This window comes from Faecalispora anaeroviscerum (genome assembly GCF_947568225.1).
In the GTDB taxonomy this organism is placed as follows: domain Bacteria; phylum Bacillota; class Clostridia; order Oscillospirales; family Acutalibacteraceae; genus Faecalispora; species Faecalispora anaeroviscerum.
On the sequence record NZ_CANOOQ010000001.1, the window covers coordinates 2,509,532 to 2,531,092 of the forward strand.

Sequence of the window (21,561 nt, forward strand, 5' to 3'; positions counted from 1 at the left end):
CAGAATCATAAGGAGGAATTGACATGGAACTCATTCGCATAGAGGGAATCAAAAAACGGTATTGGAATGGAGAGGAGGAAATCCGAGCGCTCGACGATCTAAATCTGAAGATTGAAGAGGGGGAGTTTGTCGCGATCATCGGGCCGTCCGGCAGCGGTAAATCCACGCTGATGAACGTGTTGGGTTGTTTGGATCTGCCTACAAGCGGGGAGTATTACTTAAACGGGGAGAATGTGGCGAAGATGTCGGAGGAGCGGCTATCACGCATCCGCAATAAAGAGATTGGCTTTGTGTTTCAGGGCTTTAACCTGATCCCGACGCTCGACGCGCTGGAAAATGTGGAGCTTCCGCTCGTGTACCGCGGCCTGCGCAAGGCAGAGCGCCAGAGCTTGAGCCGTGAGGCGCTGGTGCGCGTGGGGCTTGAAAGCCGGCTGTTCCACCGCCCGGGCCAGATGAGCGGTGGCCAGCAGCAGCGTGTGGCAATCGCCAGAGCCATCGCGGCCAGCCCGCCGGTGATTCTGGCAGATGAGCCGACGGGAAACCTGGATTCGCAGTCCGGGCAAGAGGTGATGGGTATTCTAAAAAGCCTGAACGGCGAGGGCAGAACGGTCATCCTGATTACGCATGATGATAAAATTGCGGCGCAGGCAGATAGAAAAATCCGAATTCAGGATGGCAAAATTGTAGAAATCAGTTCTTAACAGTCGGTTGACAAATAAGGGGAAACTGATATAATATTATTGATCTTTTTAGGCGGTACGGTAACCCTTATTTAGAACGGGGGAAATTTTATGGGAAAATCTGTTTTAGAATTACATGATTTGGATGTACCCGGTTTTATTCGTGTGTTGGAGCAGTGCAAGGGAAACGTGTTTTTGGTAACACGTGAGGGAGACCGCCTGAATTTGCGCAGCAAACTTTCTCAACTGATGGGTTTGACTCATCTGATTGAGGGGGGAAAAATTGCCGAAGCATTTTTGGAGTGCGAAAACCCCGAAGACGAAAGCATGCTGTTTCGTTATAATTTGTTTCAAAAGTCCTGAGCGAGTTTCCAGCGGAAAAGCCAACGGTCTTAAAAAGGAATCTTCGTAATACAGAGCTTCTGTGCCACGGCTTTCTTTGAGCTGGAACGTTTATCTAAAAAAGCAAAGGCCGCTCCGAATGAGCGGCTTTTTTATTGAAAGGGTTGTTTCCTATCACACGGCGAAAAAAAGTATCAATCCCGGTTGTGTTTGCGGCGGTTATTTTAATTCTGGCAAGCTGGTTTTTTGCATCTCATCCGGATCGAAGTCCGGGAAATCCCAACGTACCATCCGGCGATTTTGTCAGCAGTGAAACAAGCGGCGCAGCCGGCAGTGTTTCCGTTTATTATCTCGATGTTGGCCAGGGGGACAGCGAACTGATCTGTCTGCCTAGCGGAGAGAACATATTGATCGACGCGGGCCTTTCCGACGGAGCGGATAAGCTCACGGCGTATCTTAAAAAGTTGGGTGTGAGCAAAATTGATTACCTGATCGCCACCCACCCGCACGCAGATCATATCGGGGGAATGGCACAGGTCATTAATGAACTGGAGATTGGCAAGATTTATGTGCCAAAGGTTGCGGACAGCCAGGTCCCCACAACGCGCACTTATGAGGATATGCTCGACGCTGTGAAAAAAAAGGGCCTGCAGCTGACGCAGGGCAAGGCAGGCATGACGGTTCTGGAGCAGGAGAATACGCGGCTGGAGTTTTTGGCTCCGGTGGAAGAAAAGCAGGATGACCTGAACAACTACTCCATTGTAGCGAAGCTTACCTTTGGGCAGCGTACTTTTTTGTTTACCGGAGATGCGGAGAAGGAAAGCGAGCAGCAGATGCTGCAAAAATACAGCGGCGAGCTGCGCTGCGATGTACTGAAGGTTGGGCATCACGGCAGCAACAGCTCTTCCTCTGCTAACTTTTTGAAAGCGGTGTCGCCCAAATACGCGATTATTTCCTGCGGGAAGAACAATGACTACGGTCACCCGCACAAAGAGACTCTAAGCCGCCTTTCTGCGGTCAAGGCTGCGGTTTACCGCACCGATGAACAGGGAACTATTCTGGTAAACAGCAACGGTACCGATTTGGCGGTAAAAACAGGGCTGCCTCTGCTGGCGGCAGCGTGAGAGATAGTTTAACAGAGAAAAGCCTGTGCTGATGGTTGGCACAGGCTTTTTTGTGCATGATGGGTTCAGTATGCCCCATGTACTGGATGCGATTTTTTTCTTTGCAGGCTTCTCCCGCACGATCTCTCTGCTTACGCAGCCTTGCCCCTCAGGCCGGGGCATGTTGTTTTTTTCTCGCTTTGGCGAGAGGGAGAGTGTTTTTTATCGCAGTTCCCGCGAGGAGATTCTGCTGGCGCAGGGCTTGCCCCTCATGCCGGGGCGGGCACTTACTTTCGCGGAAGGGCGAAAGTAAGCAAAGGCCTTCCAAGGGGAGAGTTTCGATTCTCTCCCCTTGGATCCCCTCTCAACGACCAAAGGCTCTGCCTTTGGAAACCGGGAGGAGCTCCCGCTCTGGAGGGAAATTCCGCACAGGAACAAGCCTGTGCGCGCAGCTTGTGTGTAAGAAAGCTTTGATGCACACAAAAACAAAAAAGAAGCTCTCTGCTGACAGAAAGCATTCTTCTCCGAGCCAACAAGCACGCGCCTTGCTTTGTGAAAACAGGCAGTTTGCCGTTTCCGTTCAGCGGAGAAGCCGCACCTAAAAACTGCGAGCCAACGAGAGCGCTTTGAAAATGCCCGCCGACAGACGGAACAGTAAGACTTATTTTCAGAGGAAACTCGGAGAGTGGGCATTTTCAATGAAGCGCCTTCCCGAGGGGTTTCGTTTACGCAATAAGGGATTGTTCCCCAAACGGATTCCAAAGGTGCCCTTTGGCGAGTCTTTGCTTCCTTTCGCCTCGTCGCGAAAGGAAGTGCCCGCCCCGGCACGAGGGGCAAGCCTGCGCCAGCAGAATTTCCATGGGGAACCCCAAAAAAACAAATTCTATTACGCACGACGGAAAGTCCACACTTACCTTAGAGCGGCGAAGCCGCACCGAATAACTCCGAGCCAACGAGAGCGCTTTGAAAATGCCCGCCGACAGACGAAACAGCAAGACTTATGTTCAGATGAAACTCGGAGAGTGGGCATTTTCAATGGAGCGCCTTCCCGAGGGCTTTCGTTTAAACAATGAGGGATTGTTCCCCAAACGGATTCCAAAGGTGCCCTTTGGCGAGTCTTTGCTTCCTTTCGCCTCGTCGCGAAAGGAAGTGCCCGCCCCGGCATGAGGGGCAAGCCTGCGCCAGCAGAATTTCCACGGGAAACCCCGGAGAGAAGAATTCGCTCTCTCACAAAAAGTGTAAATAAGGAAATAGGCGCCCTGACAGGAAGGGTAAGCACTGCCCCGGCAGGCAGGCCGCGCCTGCAAAAAAAACAGCGCCATCCCTCAAACAAGGGATGGCGCTTTCGGCCTAAATGGCCGGCAGCCGCACGCGGGCGATGCGTGCGGGAAAGGCTTTCTTACAGACAATAGCGCGGCGGAGCCGGGACCACGGTACCGGGGGCGGCCCGCGGTTTTAAAGGGACTGCAATATCATGTTGGGAATCTGCTTACTGAATTCCTGGTCTATCCTATAAATATCCAGAAACCCGGCTCCGCTTTGCCTTTGTCTGTAAGGCAGCAAAAAAGCGCTGGTCACGGAATCCCTCATAAGGGGTGCTTCCATAACACAGCGCTACTATTTCAAGTGCAACTCACAATTCCCATTCGGGGCTTTCTCCCTCCCCTCTGTACAAAAGGGAGAAAATGGGTTATAATTGTGCTTGCAATTCGCAGCGAAAGCTGTTGTTATGGAGGTGCGTTCTCCGTAGCAGGGGATGAGGTGTTTGCGGCATCTTGTCCCCGCTTTGCACTTTAATTGTGCCTTACAAGGTAAATTATACCATTTATTGTAATTAATTGCAAGATGTATTAGAGGTATGTGCGAATTGTCACAATTAGAAAAGCTGTGCCGGGTTTTGAAAATCCGGCGCTTTTTTGACATAATCAAAGAAGAAAACCATGCGAAAGATGAGATAGGAATAAAAAAGCCCCTGTGCATTGAAGCACAGGGGTTACTCCTTTTTCGGAGCTTGTCCAACTTATAAGGTTGAAGAAGCGGCAGATAAATCTGTTCCAAACCATTTTTTTGAAAGCTTTGAAATCGTGCCATCTTCAGACAGCTCGTTGAGTGCCTCCTGAACCTTTACCGTCAGGCTCTCATCCGCTTTTCGGAAGGCCACGGAATAGTTTCCCGTTTCGAGCGTTTCAGCCGGTTCAGACCCAGTTTGTCCCAAAATGCGGTATTGCTGAGGTGCTTGCTTGAGATAATACTCCGCGGAAACCTCGTCCATAATTACCGCGCTGATTTTTTTGCTGTCTAGAGAGCTTTTCGCCTCGGCGTAATCCTGATACGTGCCCAGCTGCGCCAGGCAGCTCTTGAATGCGGTGGAAGCTTCTACGGCCTGCTGGCCGCCGGAGCCATCCTTTACACCAACCCGCTGGCCCTTTAAATCAGCCAGATTGTTCAGCGGGCCATCGGCCAGTGCGAACACAACCTGATTACTCTTCATGTAGCCAAACGTCAGGTTTGCAGATTCGCTCTGCTGGGTGGGCTTACTGTAACTGCTCCAGAAGCAGTCAATGTCTTCATCGCTTAAAGCCTGCTGAGATTTGGAAGGGGAGAGCGTTTTAAACTCAACCGCAACACCAAGCTCTTTTGCCACCTCGCGGGCGCTTTCCACAGCGAATCCCGTCAGGTTGCCGTCTTTGTCGTAAAAAGACAGCGGCTCAAAATTTTCTTCCACACCTACTACCAATGTGTCTTTAGACCGTATTGTATTCCAGGACGGATCCGTGGGAGAGGAGGAACTCGAACTCACTCCGGAACAGCCTCCCATGGAAAATCCCATCGCACACACCAGCAACAGCGCTGAAAGTGCTTTTTTCATAATTAGGTTCTCCTCTTTGGAATATCTTTAGTAAAAGTAAAATCATTTTAACTAGTGTAACATATTTGTAATCATTTTACTCAAAAAAGTTCCAAAGGTAAAGTGCATTCGAAAAACCTTTACATAATGTTCATGAATTAGAAATAATTTAATCCAGAAATTGGTCGTTTTCTCCGCTATTTGGAAGAATCTTCCGGAGGAATGTTTTTAAAGAACTGATCCCAGTCAAAACCATCGCGGTCGGGGCCGGGGGTGCGGCCGGAGCTGATGTCGGTATAATTACCGGAGGGCAGGTCGGGGGTTGCCGCCTCTTGCGGTTCAAGCTGTGGCTGCGCCTGAGTGGCAGACTGGTTTTTTTCACCGAGTGCCTGGGGACGAGCCGCGGGAGCTTTGCCGGGAGCGGGCCTCGACATGGGGATGGCGGGAATCGGGCCGGTAACTCCGGTTGCGGCCGGGCGCTTTTTGACTAAAAAAAACTGGCGATATACAAACAATACCACACCGGCCAGCCCGGCTAAGATCAATGCAATGCCGCCGAGAAGCAGACTCGAAATGCCGCCGGAGGAGCTGCTGCCGTTTGTCGGCGTGTCTTCCCTCAAAAATCCGTCAGTGCTGGCAAGGCTGCTGCCCGCGCCGGAAAGCAGTCCCTGCAAATCCTCAGAAGTAAAATCTGTGGGCGACCTGCTGTCCTGTGCGGCGGAGGCCACACCCGCGGGCGGTGCAACATACACGGGTGCTTTGGAAGAGGTTTGTCCACGGCTTGAGTGTTTGGAGGAGTTACTGGTTGCACCGGAATTCTCGGCTGGCTGGTTGCTAACCGGTTCGTCGGGTGTGCTTGTAATGCCGCTTTCGGTTCCGTTATTCTCATCCGTGCCGGAGCTGCTGCTGGTGTGCCCGCCTGTTCCGGAGGAGTTTTGATTCCCTCCGCTGCCGGTTGTGTCGCCGGGATCAGTCTGGCCGCCGTTGCTTAGTTCGGCAGCGCCGTTCGAAACGTCGGGCGGAGTCGGCAGGCTGTCTGTCGTTGCCTGCGAAATTCCGGCGTTGATTTCCTGCCCCTTCGGTGGCACATCACTGGTTGCGAAAGCGGTGGCGGAAAAAACCGACAAACTGAAAAGAACGGCTGCAGCCGCAGGAAGAAGCTTGCGCCGTTTGTGGGTAGATGTATCCATGGTTCAGAAGCCTCCGGTCGTTATCATTCAGAAAAGTAAATTGAATTTATCATAGCACAAAACTGGGAAAAAATACAACCTGGATTTCGTGAACGGATTTGAAATTCTTTCTCTTTTCATTCACTTTTCTGCCGATGCGCCAGAAAAGCCCCGGACGCAGAAGATTTGATCTGCGGGCCGGGGCCTTTTTGTGGCCCGGAGGAGCGGGCCGATTGAAAGCCCGCTACAAAAGGCGTCCGTTTGTCCGTACGGTGCGGGCATACCATACGGCGGAATCCTTTGCGATGCGGCGCTGGGTGGGGTAATGAAGATACACAAGACCCATCCGCTCGTCAAAGCCGTTGTTCCATTCAAAGTTATCGGTCAGGCTCCAGTGAAAATATCCGTTTACCGGCACGCCCTCGGCGCAGCATTCGCGCAGCTCCAGCAGATACCGGTGCAGAAAATCAATGCGGTCAGGGTCATGCACCTTGCCGTCCAGAAAAATCCGGTCGTTGCAGGACTGTCCGTTTTCTGTAATGTACATCGGCAGATGGTATCGCCGGTACAGCCAGCGCGGGCCGTAGCACATCACCTGTGGTGTTACCGGCCACTTCAGCGCGGTACGCGGGAACCCCGGAATCCGCTCGGCATATTCTCCGTGTTCCTTTACCTGAGTACCGTTGTACACGTTTACGCCCAGAAAATCCAGCGGTTGGCAAATGACTGCCCAGTCCTGTGCCGGAATGCTGCGGGAAAGCCCTTGCAGCTCGGGCGGAAGAGTGCCGAGGACGATGGCGTCCAGAAACCAGGTGTGGGTAAACCACCACCGATCCCCTTTCGCGAGAAAGGAGGCGCGTTCGGCGGCTGCGCGGTTTTCAGCGGTGTTGTGCAGAGGGTAGCACAGCTTGCCGGTGGAGGCGGCGCCGACCTGCACCGGGCTTCCACTCGCCTGCCTGATGGTCTGTACTGCCAGCCCGTGTGCCAAAAGCGCGTTTGCGGCGCAGTCGAACAGCTCAGGGGTTTTCAGGCACAAGCCCGGGGCATGCTCTCCCGTGCCATAGCCCATCCCGATAAAGCATTGGGGCTCGTTTAACGTGCAGTAATGGCGTACTCGGCCGTCAAAGTGCCGGGCGATAAAGCCTGCGTACTCTGCAAAGGCCAGTGCAGTTGCGCGGCTGCGCCAGCCACCCTGACGCTCCAGTGCCAAAGGCAGGTCCCAGTGGTACAGCGTAACGTGGGGGGTGATCCCTTCGGTCAGAAGCTGGTTGATCAAATTGTCATAATACTCGAGGCCCGCGCGGTTCGGTTCACCGCGTCCATCGGGGAAAATGCGGGGCCACGAAATGGAAAAGCGGTAGGCGGAAAGACCAAGCCGTTTCAGCAAACGCACGTCCTCACGGAAGCGGTGCAGGCCGTCGCAGGCGATGTTGCCGGTTTCTTCGTTTCGGATTGCTCCGGGGCGGGTGCAGAATTCATCCCAGATGTTGTCGCCGCGCCCGGCTCGGTCACCCTCGGTTTGGTACGAGGAGCTTGCGGCTCCCCAGATAAAATCGCGTGGAAATTCCATAGGCACCTCACTGAAGCAAACTGTTTTCCCCCGCCTTCGGCGGAGGAAAGACAAATAAAATTAGAGAACAACTGCAATAAAGCATTCGGTTTGGCCGGGGTGATGGGGAATCAGGTCGTCCGGCAGAGCCTTACCGTCTGCCAAAACGCCGGGCCGCTCGCCCTCCTGCGCGCGCCGTACCGAAATGTGGTATTCGGTGCCGCGGAACCACCGGGTCACCCGGTAGTGCGAAAGCTCCTGCGGCAGGCATGGGTGAACCCGCAGTCCGTCAAAATCCGGCTGAATCCCGAGAATAGCCTGGCTGATGTTCACGAATGACCACGCGGCGGTTCCGGTGAGCCAGCTGTTTTTGGCCTCACCATACCGCGCTGCGCTGCGCCCGGCAATCATCTGGCTGTATACATAAGGCTCCGTGCGGTGAATCTCGCTAAATTCCTCCACCCACGCGGGGCAGGTTCTGCGGTACAGGTCGAACGCGTTGTCACCATCGCCGAGAACAGTGTGAGCGATGCTGAACCACGGGTTGTTGTGGCAGAATACGGCGCCGTTCTCTTTGTATCCGGGTGGGTAGCTGGTGATTTCGCCCAGCTCCTTGTGGTAGCTTGTGTAACAGGGGGTCAGCAGTTCTACGCCGAAGCGGTTGCCCAGCAGCTTGCGGGCACTTTTAAGCGCCTGCTGCGCCAGACCCTGCTGCACGCCGATGCCCGCCATCACGCAAAAGCCCTGCGGCTCAATGTAAATTTTGCCCTCTTCACATTCGTGGCTGCCCACCCTTTGTCCTTTGGCGTCGTAGGCCCGCAGGAACCATTCGCCGTCCCAGCCATGTTCCAGCGTGGCGGCTTCCATTTGATAAACGTGCTGCTCCATCCACCGCTGCTCCTCGGCGTCGCCGTACCGGCGGCAGATTTCCGCGTATTCGCGGCCATATTTCACAAACAGGGCGGCGATCAGCACGCTTTCCGCCGTTTTGCTGTCAAAGTTCTGGGTGGTTTGAAAGCTCTCTCCCGGTTCCTCCGAAAAGCAGTTCAGGTTCAGGCAGTCGTTCCAGTCGGCCCGGCCGATCAGCGGAAGGCCGTGCGGCCCTAGGTGATTTAATGTGTAGGTGACGCTACGGCGCAGATGCTCGAACAGGGTTTGTTCTGAGCCTGCGCGGTTATTAAAGGGGACCGGTTCATTCAGAATGGTTGCGTCGCCCGTTTCCCTCAGGTAAGCGGCGGTGCAGGCCACGAGCCACAGCGGGTCGTCGTTGAAGCCGGAGCCGACGTCGCCGTTTCCTCGTTTCGTCAGCGGCTGGTACTGGTGGTAGGTGCTGCCGTCCTCAAACTGGACGGCGGCAATATCGAGAATGCGCTGGCGCGCCCGGTCGGGAATCAGATGAACAAAGCCAAGCAGATCCTGGCAGCTGTCGCGAAAGCCCATGCCGCGCCCAGTTCCGCTTTCAAAATAGCTGGCGCTGCGGCTCATGTTGAACGTGACCATGCACTGGTACTGATTCCACACATTCACCATGCGGTTCAGGTTATCGTTTTCGCTCTCGAGGCGAAAGCGGCCGAGAAGAGCTTCCCAGTAGTCCGTAAGCTCACGGAGCGCGGCGCGGGCCTGCTCCGGGCGGGCGAATGCCTCCATTAAGCGGCGCGCGGGCGCTTTCTGAATCACGTTCGGCGCTTCCCATTTTTCTTCGGGAGGAAGCTCTGCGTAGCCCAACACAAAAATCAGCTCGCGGCTTTCGCCGGGTTGCAGAACGAGATCGACGCGGTGAGAGGCGATGGGGGACCAGCCGCTGGCAATGCTCCCAAAGCTGGTACCTTGCTGTACCGCCGCGGGGGACTCCCATGAACCGAACTGCCCGAGAAAAGACTCGCGGTCGGTGTCGAATCCATTAACAGGAACATTGACCCCGTAGAACGCATAGTGATTTCTGCGCTCGCGGTATTCGGTTTTGTGGTACAATACGCTGCCGTCTACCTCTATCTCGCCAATGCTCAGGTTCCGCTGAAAATTCTGTGCGTCGTCCACCGCGTTCCACAGGCACCATTCCAGCGCGCTGTACAGCTGAATCGTTTTCTCTGTATCCGTTGTGTTTTCAAGGCGCAGAAGATTGACCTCGCACGGCCTCTCCAGCGGCACAAAGCAGGTCAGTTCTGCGTGGATTCCGCGGCGCTGTCCCTCCAGTACCGTGTAGCCAAGGCCGTGTCGGCAGCGGTATTCCTCCAGTTCTGTCTTGCACGGCAGAAAGCCGGGGTTCCAGATATCGCCACCGTCCTTTATGTAGTAGCGCCGCCCGCCCATATCGGCGGGTACCTCATTATAGCGGTAGCGGGTAATGCGGCGCAGCTTGGCATCCTGGTAAAAGCTGTACCCGCCGCCTGTATTAGAGATCAGGCTGAAAAAACCACTGTTCCCCAGGTAGTTGATCCACGGCAAAGGAGTGGCCGGGGTCTGTATCACATATTCTCTGGCGCAGTCGTCAAAGTATCCGTATTTCATGGCGCTCCATCCTTAATATCAGCTTTACGAAATCGTTTAAGTATATTGACATTATAGGGCTGGCACGAAAAAAAAGCAATACCCAATTGGAAAAGCACTAAATATCTCTTATTTCCAACAATTTTTGACTGTAATTGATTTTTATCTAAATAATCATTTTCGAAAACGTATTCTAAGTTTTGTAATATTTTAAGCGATTTCACAAGAAATAGCACAGATTCCTTTAGGCTGCATTCGTTTATATTTACATATTATCACAAAAAACAGAAAAAATATTTTAAAAATCTATTGAAAAAACTTCAATACAGTGGTAATATGATTTCAGAAATCGATTAAGTAACCACTTGCCCCGGTTCTGAAAATCCTTTATAATGATCCCAGAATCTGAGGCGGAGGGATCCATTTATGGTCACGATCAAGGATATTTCTGAAAAATGCGGTGTTTCCCGCGCAACGGTCAGCAAAGCGCTGAACGGGCATAAGGATATCAGCGAGAGCACCGGCCAGCACATTCGAAGCGTCGCCCGCGAAATGGGGTACCTGCCCAACGCCGCGGCCCGTTCGCTCAAAACCAAAAGGACCAATAATCTGGGCGTTTTGTTCGTAGACAAAACCTGCAGCGGACTGACCCATGAGTACTTTTCAGCAGTTCTTGAAAGCTTTAAAGTGGAAGCGGAGCGCCTGGGGTACGACATCACCTTCATCAGCCGCAACATCGGTTCAGCCTCCATGAGCTATTATGAGCACTGCAAATACCGCGGGTGCGACGGCGTTGTAATCGCCAGCGTGGATTTCAGCGACGAGATGGTGATCGAGCTGGTGAAAAGTGAAATTCCCACGGTTACCATCGACCATGTATTTAACGGCCGCACCGCCATTTTGTCCGATAATGTACAGGGAATCCGCGATCTGGTGGAATACGTTTACCAGTACGGGCACCGGCGCATTGCGTATATTCACGGTGAGGATACCTCGGTTACCCAGAAGCGTCTGGCCAGCTTTTACCGCACCTGTGCGGAGCTTTCGATTGAGGTGCCGAATGAATATGTAAAAGGCGCCTTGTACCACGACCCCAAGTCAAGCGGATTGGCCACGCGTGAACTGCTGGAGCTCCCCAATCGGCCCACCTGCATTCTCTACCCCGACGATTTTTCCTTTATTGGCGGCATGAACGAGATAGAGCAGCACGGCCTGCATATTCCGGAGGACATCAGCGTTGCCGGCTATGACGGCATTTATCTTTCCCAGGTTCTGCGCCCCAGGCTTACCACCCTGCGGCAGGATACCGGCGTGCTGGGGCGTGAGGCCGCGGCGCGTCTCGTTGAGGCGATCGAACGCCCCAAGCTTGCCATCCCACAGCAGGTGATGGTGGCGGGGCATCTGATTCCCGGCAGCTCTGTTCGAAAGCTGTAACGGCATACTCTCGGCGGGTGCGGGGATTGCAGAACCCTCTTTTTGTGTTGTGTCAGTTTCCCTTTTTTATAAAGGTTATAAAACGCATTATTTTAAGGAGGAGCTATGTTATGAAATCATTCCAAAAGGCCACGGCCGCCCTACTGGCATCTTTGATGCTGGTTTCCTCGGCGGGCTGCGGCGGCAACACCACCCCCGCTTCGTCGGCGGCTCCAGCGGAGTCTTCCGCCCCGGCAGCCAATACGGATTCCGCCAAAACCCTTCGGATTTATGGCTGGAATACGGAGTTCCAGGACCGATTCAACAAGTATTTTAAAGATGCCGGTAAGGTGCCGCAGGGTATTAACGTGGAGTGGGTGATTACTCCGAACGAGAACAACGCCTACCAGAACAAACTCGATGCGGATTTGAAGGCACAGGATTCTGCCACCGACAAGATCGACATTTTCCTGATTGAGGCTGACTACGCGCTCAAATATGTGGATTCCGAATATACACTCGATGTGAAGGGCGATGTCGGCTTGACCGACGCCGACCTGAAGGATCAGTACGAGTACACGAAGGACATCGCGACAGACAGCAACAAGAAGCTGAAGGCAGTTTCCTGGCAGGCCACTCCCGGGCTGTTCGCCTATCGCCGTTCGATCGCCAAGGCGGTATTGGGCACCGATGACCCTGTAAAGGTGCAGCAGGCTCTGAGCGACTGGGATAAGTTTAACGCCGTCGCGAAAACCGCGTCCGGAAAGGGCTACAAGATGCTTTCCGGCTACGACGATTCCTATCGTACCTTCGCGAACAACATCTCTTCCCCGTGGGTAGATGCGAACAATACGATCCACGTTGACCCCATTATGATGAAGTGGGTTGATCAGACGAAGGAATTCACTGATAAGAGCTACAACAACAAGACCTCTTTGTGGGCTCCCGAGTGGGGCGCCGACCAGGGCCCGAAGGGCAAGGTGTTCGGCTTCTTCTACTCCACATGGGGAATCAACTTTACACTGCTCAAGAATTCTCTGGCCAAACCTGTAACAGAGGGCGGCAAAGAGGAAGTGGGCAACGGTGTCTACGGCGATTACGCGGTGTGCCAGGGCCCGGCAAACTACTACTGGGGCGGCAGCTGGATTTGCGGCGCCAAGGGCAGCGACAATGTCGACCTCGTTCGCGATGTGATGAAGACGCTGACCTGCGATGCGGCTACCATGAAGAAGATTACCGAGGATACCGAAGATTTTACGAACAACCAGACCGCGATGGGCGAACTGGCCAAGAGCGATTACAAATCCGCCTTCCTGGGCGGGCAGAACCACATTGCTCTGTTTGCCGAGGCAGCTCCCAAGATCAATATGAAAAATATTTCTAAATACGATCAGGGCATGACAGAAGAATTCCAGAAAGCGTTTAAAGATTACTTTGACGGCAACGTCACCAAAGACCAGGCGCTGGATAACTTCTACAAGGCCATTATTGAAAAATATCCCAATCTCAAACGTGCCTCCTAATTTTTCTCCATTTATCAATCTTTCTAGGCGTCCTCCCTTTCAGGGAGCGGGCGATTGCCCCGCTCCCTGGGGTCGGGAGCCTGTGTTTCCACAATCCCCTGATTTGAGGTGAACTCTATGCCCGGCACCACGTTAATAAAACCCCAAGCTTCCTCTTCGCAGCAAAGCCCCGCCCCGAGCGGCACAAAAAAGAAAAGCAAGGGCGTAAGCTATTCCAAATGGGGATACTTTTTTATCGCGCCGTTCTTTCTTGCGTTTGCTGTGTTTTCTCTGATTCCTTTGGTTTCAACCTTTTATAACAGCTTTTTCGAAAACTACTGGGTAGGACTTACCCAGGTTGGTCCCCAGTTTGTGGGCTTGCAAAATTACAGGACTCTTTTTTCCGACGGCGATCTTTCTGCCTACGCGGGTAATACCGCGATCATATGGTCCATGGGGTTTTTACCGCAGATCGTGTTTGCTCTGTTGCTGGCATCCTGGTTTACCGACTTGCGCCTGCACCTGCGTGCCGCCGGATTCTTTAAAACCGTCATCTATCTGCCCAACCTGATTATGGCTGCGGCGTTTTCTATGCTGTTTTTCACCCTGTTTTCCGATTCCGGGCCGGTCAACAGCATTTTATTATCAATGGGGATGGAATCACCGTACCGATTTCTTTCGAGTGTATGGGGTACCCGCGGGCTGATCGCCCTGATGAACTTTTTAATGTGGTACGGCAATACAACTATTCTGCTGATGGCAGCAATTCTTGGAATTGACACATCGCTGTTCGAAGCGGCCGAGATCGACGGAGCAACGGCGTTTAAGTCCTTTCAGAAGATCACCCTGCCGCTCATTCGCCCCATTCTGGTGTATGTGCTGGTCACCTCGCTGATCGGCGGGATTCAGATGTTCGATGTGCCGCAGATTCTGACCAACGGCAATGGCAATCCCAACCGCACGAGCCTGACTCTGGTGATGTACCTGAATAAGCACCTGTTCAGTGAAAACGTGGGAATGGCGGGCGCTGTTTCGGTTGTGCTGTTCGTGGTTTCCGCAGTGCTGAGCGTCATTGTGTTCTTCAGTATCCGTGAGAAAAAACAGCCGAAGGGAGAGAACGGGGGATGAAAGACAACGCTGCGGAAAAAAATCTGGGTCTGCTGCGCCTGCGGCGTGGTATGGCATATCTGATTCTCATTTTTCTGATCTTCCTGTCCCTGTTTTCGTTCTATATTCTTTTTGTCAATGCCACGCGCTCCCACCCGGATATTCAGAAGGGGTTTTCCTTTCTGCCGGGCGGCTCTCTGGGGGCTAATTTTAACAACCTGATGCACAATGCGAACCTGCCGGTGTTCTCCGGCCTGATGAACAGCCTTCTGGTGGCGTCGCTGTCGGCACTGTTTGCCACCTATTTTTCCACTATGACGGCGTTTGGAATTCATGCGTATCGGTTTCGGCTGAATCAGGCCGCCTTTTCGATGATTCTGATGGTGATGATGGTTCCCACGCAGGTTACGGCTCTTGGGTTTGTTCGATTGATGGCGAGCATGGGGTTTAAGAATTCCTTTATTCCTCTGACGGTTCCGGCAATTGCCTCACCCATTGTGTTCTTTTTTATGATACAGTACATGAAAAGCTCTTTGCCACTGGAGGTCATCGAAGCCGCGCGCATCGACGGAGCGGGCGAGCTCTACGCCTTTAACCGCATTGTGATCCCCATGATGAAGCCGGCCATTGCGGTGCAGGCGATTTTCACCTTCGTCAGCTCCTGGAACAATTACTTTCTGCCGGCATTGATTCTTGATACCAAAAAGAAGCTGACCATGCCGATTTTGATTGCACAGCTGCGCAGCGCCGATTTTATGAAGTTTGACATGGGTCAGGTTTACCTGCTGATCGCACTGGCAATTTTTCCGGTGATGATTGTATATCTTTGCCTTTCCAAGTTTATTGTGCGCGGCGTCGCTTTGGGCAGCGTAAAAGGCTGATTTCGTTTTCCTCCAAATCATGATATTGCTCCGGTGCTTCCCACACCGGAACAAAAAACAGGACAGTCCACGCAGCTTGCGCGGGCTGTCCTGTTTTGATGCAACGAAAGGCCTCCGAACGAATTTTGTCCGGAGGTCGCTTCGCTTTTTTATGAGGTTGCAAGGCCCCGCGTATGAGGGGCACGTAGCAATTACATTACTTTACGCCGAACAGCAGCTCGCCGTAAGTCGGGAAAGGCCAGTAGGTTCTGCCCACCAGAAGCTCCATTTCGTCCGCAATTGCGCGGGCCGCTTCCATGCGAGACAGCACTTCCTCGCGGTAGTACCTGGCTTCCTTGAGGAAATCGCCGGATTCATCTGTATGGTCAACGCTGCCCTGCAGACTGTCGGCCATTTCAAACAGTTTTGCGGAAAGAACGCTGAGCTTTTCAATCTGTGCCTTTTCCAAAGCGCTGTCGATTCCAAGGTTCTTCTTGTTAATCGCCTGTGCGCTCAGGTCGCCGGTGAAGGAGCTGACGGCCGGTAGAATATCCTTGTGGATCATTTCCAGCATCGTCAAGGCTTCGATATGAACCTGCTTGATGTATTTCTCCAAAATGATCTCATAACGGGATTTCAATTCGGTTTCCGTCAATACGCCCTGGCGCTCGAACAGCTCGATGTTTTCTTTGCGGGGGTAGTAAGCCAGTGCTTCGGGTGTGCTCTTCAGATTCAGCAGACCGCGACGCCCGGCTTCCTCAACCCACTCTGCGGAATAGTTGTTGCCGTTAAAGACAATCCGCTTGTTCGCTTTGAGCGTCTTGCGGATCAGCTCGGGCAGCGCTTCGGAGAAGTTATCCGCTTTCTCCAGTTCGTCCGCGAAGCCTGCCAGCACCTCTGCGATCGTGGTGTTCAGCACAATGTTGATGCCCGCAATCGAGCTGGAGGAACCCTGCATGCGGAATTCAAACTTGTTGCCGGTAAACGCCATGGGAGAGGTGCGGTTACGGTCGGTGGAATCCTTACGGATCGGGGGGAGTACATCCGCACCGATTTTCACGAACCGGCGGCCCTTGGCCTTATATTCAGTACCGTCTTCAATGGCAGCCAGAACATTTTCCAGTTCTTCACCGATGAAGATGGAGACAATAGCGGGAGGTGCTTCGTTACCGCCCAGGCGATGGTCGTTGCCGGCATCCGCTACGGCAATGCGCAGCAGATCCTGATGCTCGTCGACCGCCTTGATGATCGCCGTGAGGAACAGCAGGAACTGGGCGTTCTCTCTCGGGGAATCGCCGGGATCCAGCAGATTCATGCCGGTATCGGTGGCGATGGAGTAGTTGTTGTGCTTGCCGCTGCCGTTGATGCGGGCAAACGGTTTTTCATGCAGCAGGCAGGTCAGCCCGTGGCGGGCGGCAACCTTCTTCATCACTTCCATCGTCAGCTGGTTCTGGTCGGTAGCCAGGCTGCAGACGGAGAAGATAGGGGCCATTTCATGCTGGGCCGGAGCAACCTCGTTATGCTTGGTTTTGCTCAGAACGCCGAGCTTCCAGAGTTCTTCGTCCATCTCCTGCATGAACTCACCAACGGTTACCTTCAGCTCGCCGAAGTAGTGGTCATCCAGCTCCTGACCCTTGGGCGGCTTTGCGCCGAACAGGGTGCGGCCGGTGTATACAAGGTCTTCTCTTTTCAAGAACATCTCTTCCGGAACGAGGAAGTACTCCTGCTCGGGGCCGACGGTAACGGTAGTATGCTTCACGTCATCATGGCCGAACAGCTTCAGAACACGCAGAACCTGCTTGTTCAAAGCGGACATTGAGCGCAGCAGCGGCGCTTTTTTGTCCAGAGCCTCTCCGCCGTAGGAGCAGAATACGGTAGGAATATACAGGGAGCCGTCTTTGACAAATGCGTCAGAGGTCGGGTCCCACGCGGTGTAGCCGCGGGCTTCGAAGGTGGCGCGAATGCCGCCGTTCGGGAAGCTGGACGCATCCGGTTCGCCCTGAATCAGCTCTTTGCCGGAGAATTCCATAATCACCGTGCCGTCGCCGGTGGGGCTGATGAACCCGTCGTGTTTACCGGCGGTAATGCCTGTCATAGGCTGGAACCAATGGGTAAAATGTGTTGCACCATTTTCTATAGCCCAGTTTTTCATGGCGTTTGCAACAACATTCGCCACTTGAGCATCAAGAGGAATCCCCTCATCTCTTGTCTTCTTTAATGCCTTGTAAGTATCCTTGGGCAATTTGTCTCTCATAACGCTTTCGTTAAATACAAAGCTTCCAAAAATTTCCGGAATCTTACTCATACGGCTGCCTCCTTTAGGGTTTATAAACAGAAAAAAACGCTGCGGGTGTCCTAAGAACCCACAGCGCCATTACTGTTTTCACACAAGTATTATAGCAAACGGATTACTAGCTGTCAATGCTCCGCACTAAAAAAGTATTCGCTATCAGAGCGAAATTTATGCCCCTAAAATTTAATTTTTTGGTGGTTTGCACGATTGTGCAGCACGTTTTTAAGTGCAGACATGGAAGGGCGTACCGTTTGAATGTTATCGCCATCTTATGCAGTAACAAGAAAAAAGTTCTAAAAGCGAAACAGACTTCGTTTGTTGTTTTACAGGAAAGAATGGTTTACATTCCCATAAAATTCCTCTACAATAAGATCATTCGTATGTTCGGGTGCCGGAACACAGGCCCCGATAGTGTGGTCGCCGCAAGAGGCAGAAAGACAAATGCGCATGAAAATACCCTTTTTAAACGGAAGCGTCGGCGAACGGCGCGACATGATTTTGTATAGCAGCATCCCCAAAACGCTGATGCTGCTCGCAATGCCATCGCTGATGATGGGACTGGTGCAGTCCATGATGCCGCTGTCAGACGGGCTGTTTATCAATAATATTGCAGGGCCGTTTGTCGCCAGCTCAGTCACCTACTGCCTGCCAATCCTCAATATGGTGATCGCGCTGTCGCAGGGGCTTGGCTCAGCGGGTATGGCGGTGATCGGTCAGGCAAACGGCCGCGGTGATTTTGCGCGGGGGAGAAAGATCTCTTCACAACTGATTCTGCTGGCGTTCCTGCTCGGCATCGCGTCTATTCCGGCAATGATTTTGCTGGCTTTTCCGATCTCGGCGATCGTCACAAAAGAAATATCGGACATTGTCTGGCTTTATCTTGTGCTCAATTCGTTCGCAATGCCGTTCTATTTTATGGAGGCGGTGTACAACGCCGTCAAGAATGCCGCCGGTCAGCCTGAGGCAACCTTCGTCCGCATGCTTCTTCTTCTGCTGCTAAAGATTTTGTTTAATTTTCTTTTTATCTATCTGTTTCCCCTCGGTATTGTCGGTTGTGTCCTTTCTTCGGTGCTGTCAAACGTGATTGTCTGTGTCATTATGTTTTATGAGCTGTTTATCCGGGAGTCGGAGGAGAGACTGGAATGGCCGGGCTTTCATCTTGACCGCGAAATTGCCGCTGATTTAATGCGGATTGGTCTGCCGACGATGCTGTCGAGCGTGACGATGAACCTGGGTTTTTATCTGATTAATAACGAGGTGCAAAAATACGGTGCAATCGTTTTAAACGGCCAAGGGATCGCCAGCAACATTACGAGCATTTGTTTTGCGATGACTGGCGCGTTCGGCCCAACCGTAACGACGATGGTTAGCATGAATATGGGCGCGGGGAAGAAGAATCGTGCCCGCAGCAGTATGTGGATTGCCTGCGTATTCAGTGCGCTGACCGCCGCGGTGCTGATCGCGTTGATTGTTCCCTTTGTCGGGCCTCTGACCGCGCTGTTTACCCGCAACCCGCAGGTGCTGGAAATGGCCCGTACCTCCCTGCATATTTATATTTACTCCGTTGTTGGTTTTGGTGTTTGCATGGTGCAGCAGGGCGCGTTTATCGGCCTGGGGCGCACGCGTATCCCATTGGTGATCAGTATTCTGCGCATCTGGTTTCTGCGCTACCTGTTCATTCTGGCTACGGAGAAGTACCTCGGCGTGCTTTCCGTGTTTTGGGGAAATCTGTTCTCAAACCTGATGGCGGCCCTGATCATCACGCTGATGGTGTTGCGCATGCCGTGGGAATCGGTTCTGCCCAATCGTGACCCTACACCGCCGAAAGAAAAGGAATAAAGGCAGGCAATTTTTTCAATAAAGAGGAAGATACAGAAAAACCTCGCGTCACCGTGACGCGGGGTTTTTCTGTATCTTTTTTTTGAATCGCTGAAATGGCCGTAAACCTGCGGCTACTTATGATTTTTTATCAATTTGTTAACCTCTTCCTCCAGCATCTCGCAGAAAGCTTTAATGTAAAAGGGCTGTCGGATATCCTTATGCCAGATTAGCTCGATGCGCAGAGGATAGTGGAAGTTTTTTACAGGGAAGATGTGAACGTATTTGTCTGGATCGCACTTGGTATTGTACTCGTAAATACGCAGAGACAGCATTTCAGGAATCAAGGCGGCACACAAACCAGATGCGCACAAAAAGATATGCGTGTCGCAGTCGCTGATGTGATAGGGTGTGTTCGAAAGGTGGATTCCGTAGTCTTTCAAATGCTGCTGAATCATCAGGTTGACGGCTCCGGTTTCGTAATATAACGAAAAAGGAACTTCTGAAAAGCGCGAAAGATCTGCGCCTTGTTCAAATTCCTTCATTTCTTTGCTGCCAAAATGCTGCTGAAACAGGTTCTCATTAATGATTAGGTACATCTGATCATTAGCCAAAGGCATGGTGTGAAACACCGGGTTCAGGGAGGCGTTGGCCCCCAGAAATAAATCAATTGTGCCGTCCAGCAGCTTTTCTTCCAGAATCACTGTGTCGTTTACATAAAAAGAAACGTTCACCTTGGGGAAATGCTCATAATAGCGTTTGAGCATAAGCGGCAAAATAATCTGAGCGCGTGAGGTGCTCATTCCAACAGTAAAGGAGCCCTTGCGCCCGTCAGCGATTTCTTGGATGTTGCGCTCCATGTTGTTCTCTAAAATATGCACGCTGCGCAAGGCCCTGAGCATGGTTTCTCCCGCTTCCGTCAGACGCAGGTTTGGCTTTCGCTCGAATAGTGTTACCTCGTATTCGTCCTCCAGCCGTTTAATGTGGTCGCTAACGCATTGCTGTGTTACATAGGCGCGTTTTGCCGCCCTGCTGATGCTTAGCTCCTCAGCCGTCAGGAGAAAAATCTTAAAACTTTGTTTCATTATGCATTCCCTTTCGCCGGTGCAACATGCCTTTTCATGCACAAGTAATTACTTGTATATAAGCGATTTATTCTTGTGTATTATTTTAGTAACGATTTGCATTTAAGCGTTTTTCTCTGAAAATTAACACTATTATAGCTTGAGATGCTAGATGCTGCAAGCTTTTTTCTTTTTAATCCAAAAATATGATTATTTAATTTAAAACCTGTTTTCACAAGTCGCAGTTTTCCATTCAATGTAAAAATACTTGTTTTTCAAATTGACCGTACCATGCTACAATTTTATCAATGAAGCTTCATGAAACGGATAGAAAATTGTGATATCGGGGGACTTTTTTTATGGAATACAATCAACGAAAGGCGACGGAGCTGCTGGAGGACGGCTATGACCTTCATGTTCACAGCGCCCCTTCTCACATCAAACGAATACTGGATGACGTAGAGGTATTGCAGCAGGCGAGTGAAGCAAAAATGGCCGGTATTTTAATCAAGAACCATTATGAATCTACCGCTGCGCGGGCCGCACTTCTGAACAAGCGAAGTGGTCTTGCGACTAGAGCCTATGGAGGAATTGTACTGAACTGGCCGGCCGGAGGGCTGAATCCATATGCCGCCGAAAGCGCGCTGAAACTGGGAGGTAGTTTTGTGTGGCTGCCGACCCGGGATGCAGCCAACTGCCTGACGTACGGAAACATGCCGGGTGACTTTTTTGACAGACCAGGAATTAGCATTCTGGATGAAAATGAAAAGCTTCTGCCGGCTGTTTACGAGGTGTTAGAGGTAGTAAGGCGGTATAATGCCGTGTTTGCTACCGGCCATGTTAGCCCTAGAGAATCGGTCATTGTTTGTAAGGCGGCGCGCCAGATGGGAGTGCGCACAGTTTTGACGCACCCGGAATGGGAACGCACTGTCATCTCTGGAGAAGTGCAGGCGCAGCTCGCCGAGCTGGGAGTAATGATTGAAAAAGACTGGATCAATGTTGCAGACGGTACCTGCTCCATAGAAACGATGATGCGCAATATTCGTCTGGTAGGCTGTGAGCATGTATTTATCGCAACAGACAGGGGACAAATGGGAAAAGAGACCCCACGGGAAGGAATGCTGCATTTCATTGAATTGCTGCTAGAACAGGGCTTTTCAGACCGAGAAATCAAAACTATGGTTCATTCTGTTCCGCAATCGCTTCTGGCCTAAAGGAACAGGGGCGACAAAAAATTGGCTTAAACTACAGAGAAAGAATGCTAAATGTGGACAAGGGCTTTAAAATAAGGGGGTGGGGCGAGAAAAAGAAATGATTCACGGCAGT

Annotated in this window: 16 protein-coding genes; 10 read left to right on the forward strand and 6 right to left on the reverse strand. The window is 52.1% G+C overall.

Annotated elements, in window-relative coordinates; translation table 11 throughout:
- Positions 1-23 precede the first annotated feature (23 nt).
- The 4 genes from QOS46_RS12460 to QOS46_RS12475 all read left to right on the forward strand — a co-directional run bounded on the left by QOS46_RS12460 (position 24) and on the right by QOS46_RS12475 (position 2,438).
- On the forward strand, positions 24-701 hold the full coding sequence (locus QOS46_RS12460; RefSeq protein ID WP_283610188.1) for an ABC transporter ATP-binding protein: 678 nt from the start codon (positions 24-26) through the stop codon (positions 699-701).
- Positions 702-791: 90 nt separating this feature from the next.
- Positions 792-1,043: a hypothetical protein gene (locus tag QOS46_RS12465; RefSeq protein WP_283610190.1), complete on the forward strand. Its 252-nt coding sequence runs from the start codon at positions 792-794 to the stop codon at positions 1,041-1,043.
- A 134-nt stretch (positions 1,044-1,177) separates the two neighbouring features.
- Positions 1,178-2,146: a ComEC/Rec2 family competence protein gene (locus QOS46_RS12470; protein WP_283610191.1), complete on the forward strand. Its 969-nt coding sequence runs from the start codon at positions 1,178-1,180 to the stop codon at positions 2,144-2,146.
- 25 nt (positions 2,147-2,171) lie between these two features.
- Positions 2,172-2,438 (forward strand): hypothetical protein, encoded by a 267-nt coding sequence (locus QOS46_RS12475; RefSeq protein ID WP_283610193.1) that lies wholly within the window; start codon positions 2,172-2,174, stop codon positions 2,436-2,438.
- A 1,707-nt stretch (positions 2,439-4,145) separates the two neighbouring features.
- Here QOS46_RS12475 and QOS46_RS12480 read toward each other — a convergent pair.
- The 4 genes from QOS46_RS12480 to QOS46_RS12495 all read right to left on the reverse strand — a co-directional run bounded on the left by QOS46_RS12480 (position 4,146) and on the right by QOS46_RS12495 (position 10,199).
- Positions 4,146-4,994 carry a transporter substrate-binding domain-containing protein gene (locus QOS46_RS12480; RefSeq protein ID WP_283610194.1) on the reverse strand — a complete coding sequence of 283 codons (849 nt, stop codon included), beginning with the start codon at positions 4,992-4,994 and terminating at the stop codon, positions 4,146-4,148.
- A 176-nt stretch (positions 4,995-5,170) separates the two neighbouring features.
- Complete coding sequence (locus tag QOS46_RS12485) at positions 5,171-6,163, reverse strand: hypothetical protein (RefSeq protein ID WP_283610195.1); 993 nt, start codon at positions 6,161-6,163, stop codon at positions 5,171-5,173.
- Between the two features lie 223 nt (positions 6,164-6,386).
- The gene (locus tag QOS46_RS12490; RefSeq protein WP_283610196.1) at positions 6,387-7,712 is read right to left on the reverse strand and encodes a glycoside hydrolase family 1 protein; all 1,326 of its coding nucleotides are present in this window, start codon (positions 7,710-7,712) and stop codon (positions 6,387-6,389) included.
- Positions 7,713-7,772: 60 nt separating this feature from the next.
- Positions 7,773-10,199, reverse strand: coding sequence for a GH36-type glycosyl hydrolase domain-containing protein (locus tag QOS46_RS12495; RefSeq protein ID WP_283610198.1), 2,427 nt, complete (start codon positions 10,197-10,199; stop codon positions 7,773-7,775).
- 405 nt (positions 10,200-10,604) lie between these two features.
- Here QOS46_RS12495 and QOS46_RS12500 point away from each other — a divergent pair, with 405 nt between their 5' ends.
- The 4 genes from QOS46_RS12500 (at position 10,605) to QOS46_RS12515 (ending at position 15,081) form a co-directional block, all read left to right on the forward strand.
- Complete coding sequence (locus tag QOS46_RS12500) at positions 10,605-11,612, forward strand: LacI family DNA-binding transcriptional regulator (RefSeq protein WP_283610200.1); 1,008 nt, start codon at positions 10,605-10,607, stop codon at positions 11,610-11,612.
- Between the two features lie 110 nt (positions 11,613-11,722).
- A complete protein-coding gene (locus tag QOS46_RS12505) occupies positions 11,723-13,114 on the forward strand; it encodes an ABC transporter substrate-binding protein (RefSeq protein ID WP_283610202.1) in 1,392 nt (463 codons plus the stop codon).
- 117 nt (positions 13,115-13,231) lie between these two features.
- On the forward strand, positions 13,232-14,221 hold the full coding sequence (locus tag QOS46_RS12510) for a carbohydrate ABC transporter permease (RefSeq protein ID WP_283610204.1): 990 nt from the start codon (positions 13,232-13,234) through the stop codon (positions 14,219-14,221).
- Entirely contained in the window at positions 14,218-15,081 is an 864-nt protein-coding gene (locus QOS46_RS12515) for a carbohydrate ABC transporter permease (protein ID WP_283610206.1), read from the forward strand. Before QOS46_RS12510 ends, QOS46_RS12515 begins: the two co-directional genes overlap by 4 nt.
- Before the next feature lie 196 nt (positions 15,082-15,277).
- Here the strand turns inward: QOS46_RS12515 and QOS46_RS12520 are convergent, their stop codons facing one another.
- On the reverse strand, positions 15,278-17,365 hold the full coding sequence (locus QOS46_RS12520; protein ID WP_283610207.1) for a glutamine synthetase III family protein: 2,088 nt from the start codon (positions 17,363-17,365) through the stop codon (positions 15,278-15,280).
- A 429-nt stretch (positions 17,366-17,794) separates the two neighbouring features.
- Between QOS46_RS12520 and QOS46_RS12525 the strand changes: the two genes are divergently transcribed.
- Positions 17,795-19,192: an MATE family efflux transporter gene (locus tag QOS46_RS12525; protein ID WP_283610209.1), complete on the forward strand. Its 1,398-nt coding sequence runs from the start codon at positions 17,795-17,797 to the stop codon at positions 19,190-19,192.
- A 113-nt stretch (positions 19,193-19,305) separates the two neighbouring features.
- Here QOS46_RS12525 and QOS46_RS12530 read toward each other — a convergent pair whose 3' ends face one another.
- The gene (locus tag QOS46_RS12530) at positions 19,306-20,256 is read right to left on the reverse strand and encodes a LysR family transcriptional regulator (RefSeq protein ID WP_283610211.1); all 951 of its coding nucleotides are present in this window, start codon (positions 20,254-20,256) and stop codon (positions 19,306-19,308) included.
- Positions 20,257-20,594: 338 nt separating this feature from the next.
- Between QOS46_RS12530 and QOS46_RS12535 the strand changes: the two genes are divergently transcribed.
- The gene (locus QOS46_RS12535; protein WP_283610213.1) at positions 20,595-21,449 is read left to right on the forward strand and encodes a DUF6282 family protein; all 855 of its coding nucleotides are present in this window, start codon (positions 20,595-20,597) and stop codon (positions 21,447-21,449) included.
- The last annotated feature ends 112 nt before the right edge of the window (positions 21,450-21,561 follow it).

Bases quoted from the DNA above. Each gene is read 5' to 3' on its own strand.
- QOS46_RS12460 (WP_283610188.1), top strand. From the start codon at position 24: ATGGAACTCATTCGCATAGAGGGAATCAAAAAACGGTATTGGAATGGA.
- QOS46_RS12465 (WP_283610190.1), top strand. From the start codon at position 792: ATGGGAAAATCTGTTTTAGAATTACATGATTTGGATGTACCCGGTTTT.
- QOS46_RS12480 (WP_283610194.1), bottom strand. From the start codon at position 4,994: ATGAAAAAAGCACTTTCAGCGCTGTTGCTGGTGTGTGCGATGGGATTT.
- QOS46_RS12485 (WP_283610195.1), bottom strand. From the start codon at position 6,163: ATGGATACATCTACCCACAAACGGCGCAAGCTTCTTCCTGCGGCTGCA.
- QOS46_RS12490 (WP_283610196.1), bottom strand. From the start codon at position 7,712: ATGGAATTTCCACGCGATTTTATCTGGGGAGCCGCAAGCTCCTCGTAC.
- QOS46_RS12495 (WP_283610198.1), bottom strand. From the start codon at position 10,199: ATGAAATACGGATACTTTGACGACTGCGCCAGAGAATATGTGATACAG.
- QOS46_RS12500 (WP_283610200.1), top strand. From the start codon at position 10,605: ATGGTCACGATCAAGGATATTTCTGAAAAATGCGGTGTTTCCCGCGCA.
- QOS46_RS12505 (WP_283610202.1), top strand. From the start codon at position 11,723: ATGAAATCATTCCAAAAGGCCACGGCCGCCCTACTGGCATCTTTGATG.
- QOS46_RS12510 (WP_283610204.1), top strand. From the start codon at position 13,232: ATGCCCGGCACCACGTTAATAAAACCCCAAGCTTCCTCTTCGCAGCAA.
- QOS46_RS12515 (WP_283610206.1), top strand. From the start codon at position 14,218: ATGAAAGACAACGCTGCGGAAAAAAATCTGGGTCTGCTGCGCCTGCGG.
- QOS46_RS12520 (WP_283610207.1), bottom strand. From the start codon at position 17,365: ATGAGTAAGATTCCGGAAATTTTTGGAAGCTTTGTATTTAACGAAAGC.
- QOS46_RS12525 (WP_283610209.1), top strand. From the start codon at position 17,795: ATGCGCATGAAAATACCCTTTTTAAACGGAAGCGTCGGCGAACGGCGC.
- QOS46_RS12530 (WP_283610211.1), bottom strand. From the start codon at position 20,256: ATGAAACAAAGTTTTAAGATTTTTCTCCTGACGGCTGAGGAGCTAAGC.
- QOS46_RS12535 (WP_283610213.1), top strand. From the start codon at position 20,595: ATGGAATACAATCAACGAAAGGCGACGGAGCTGCTGGAGGACGGCTAT.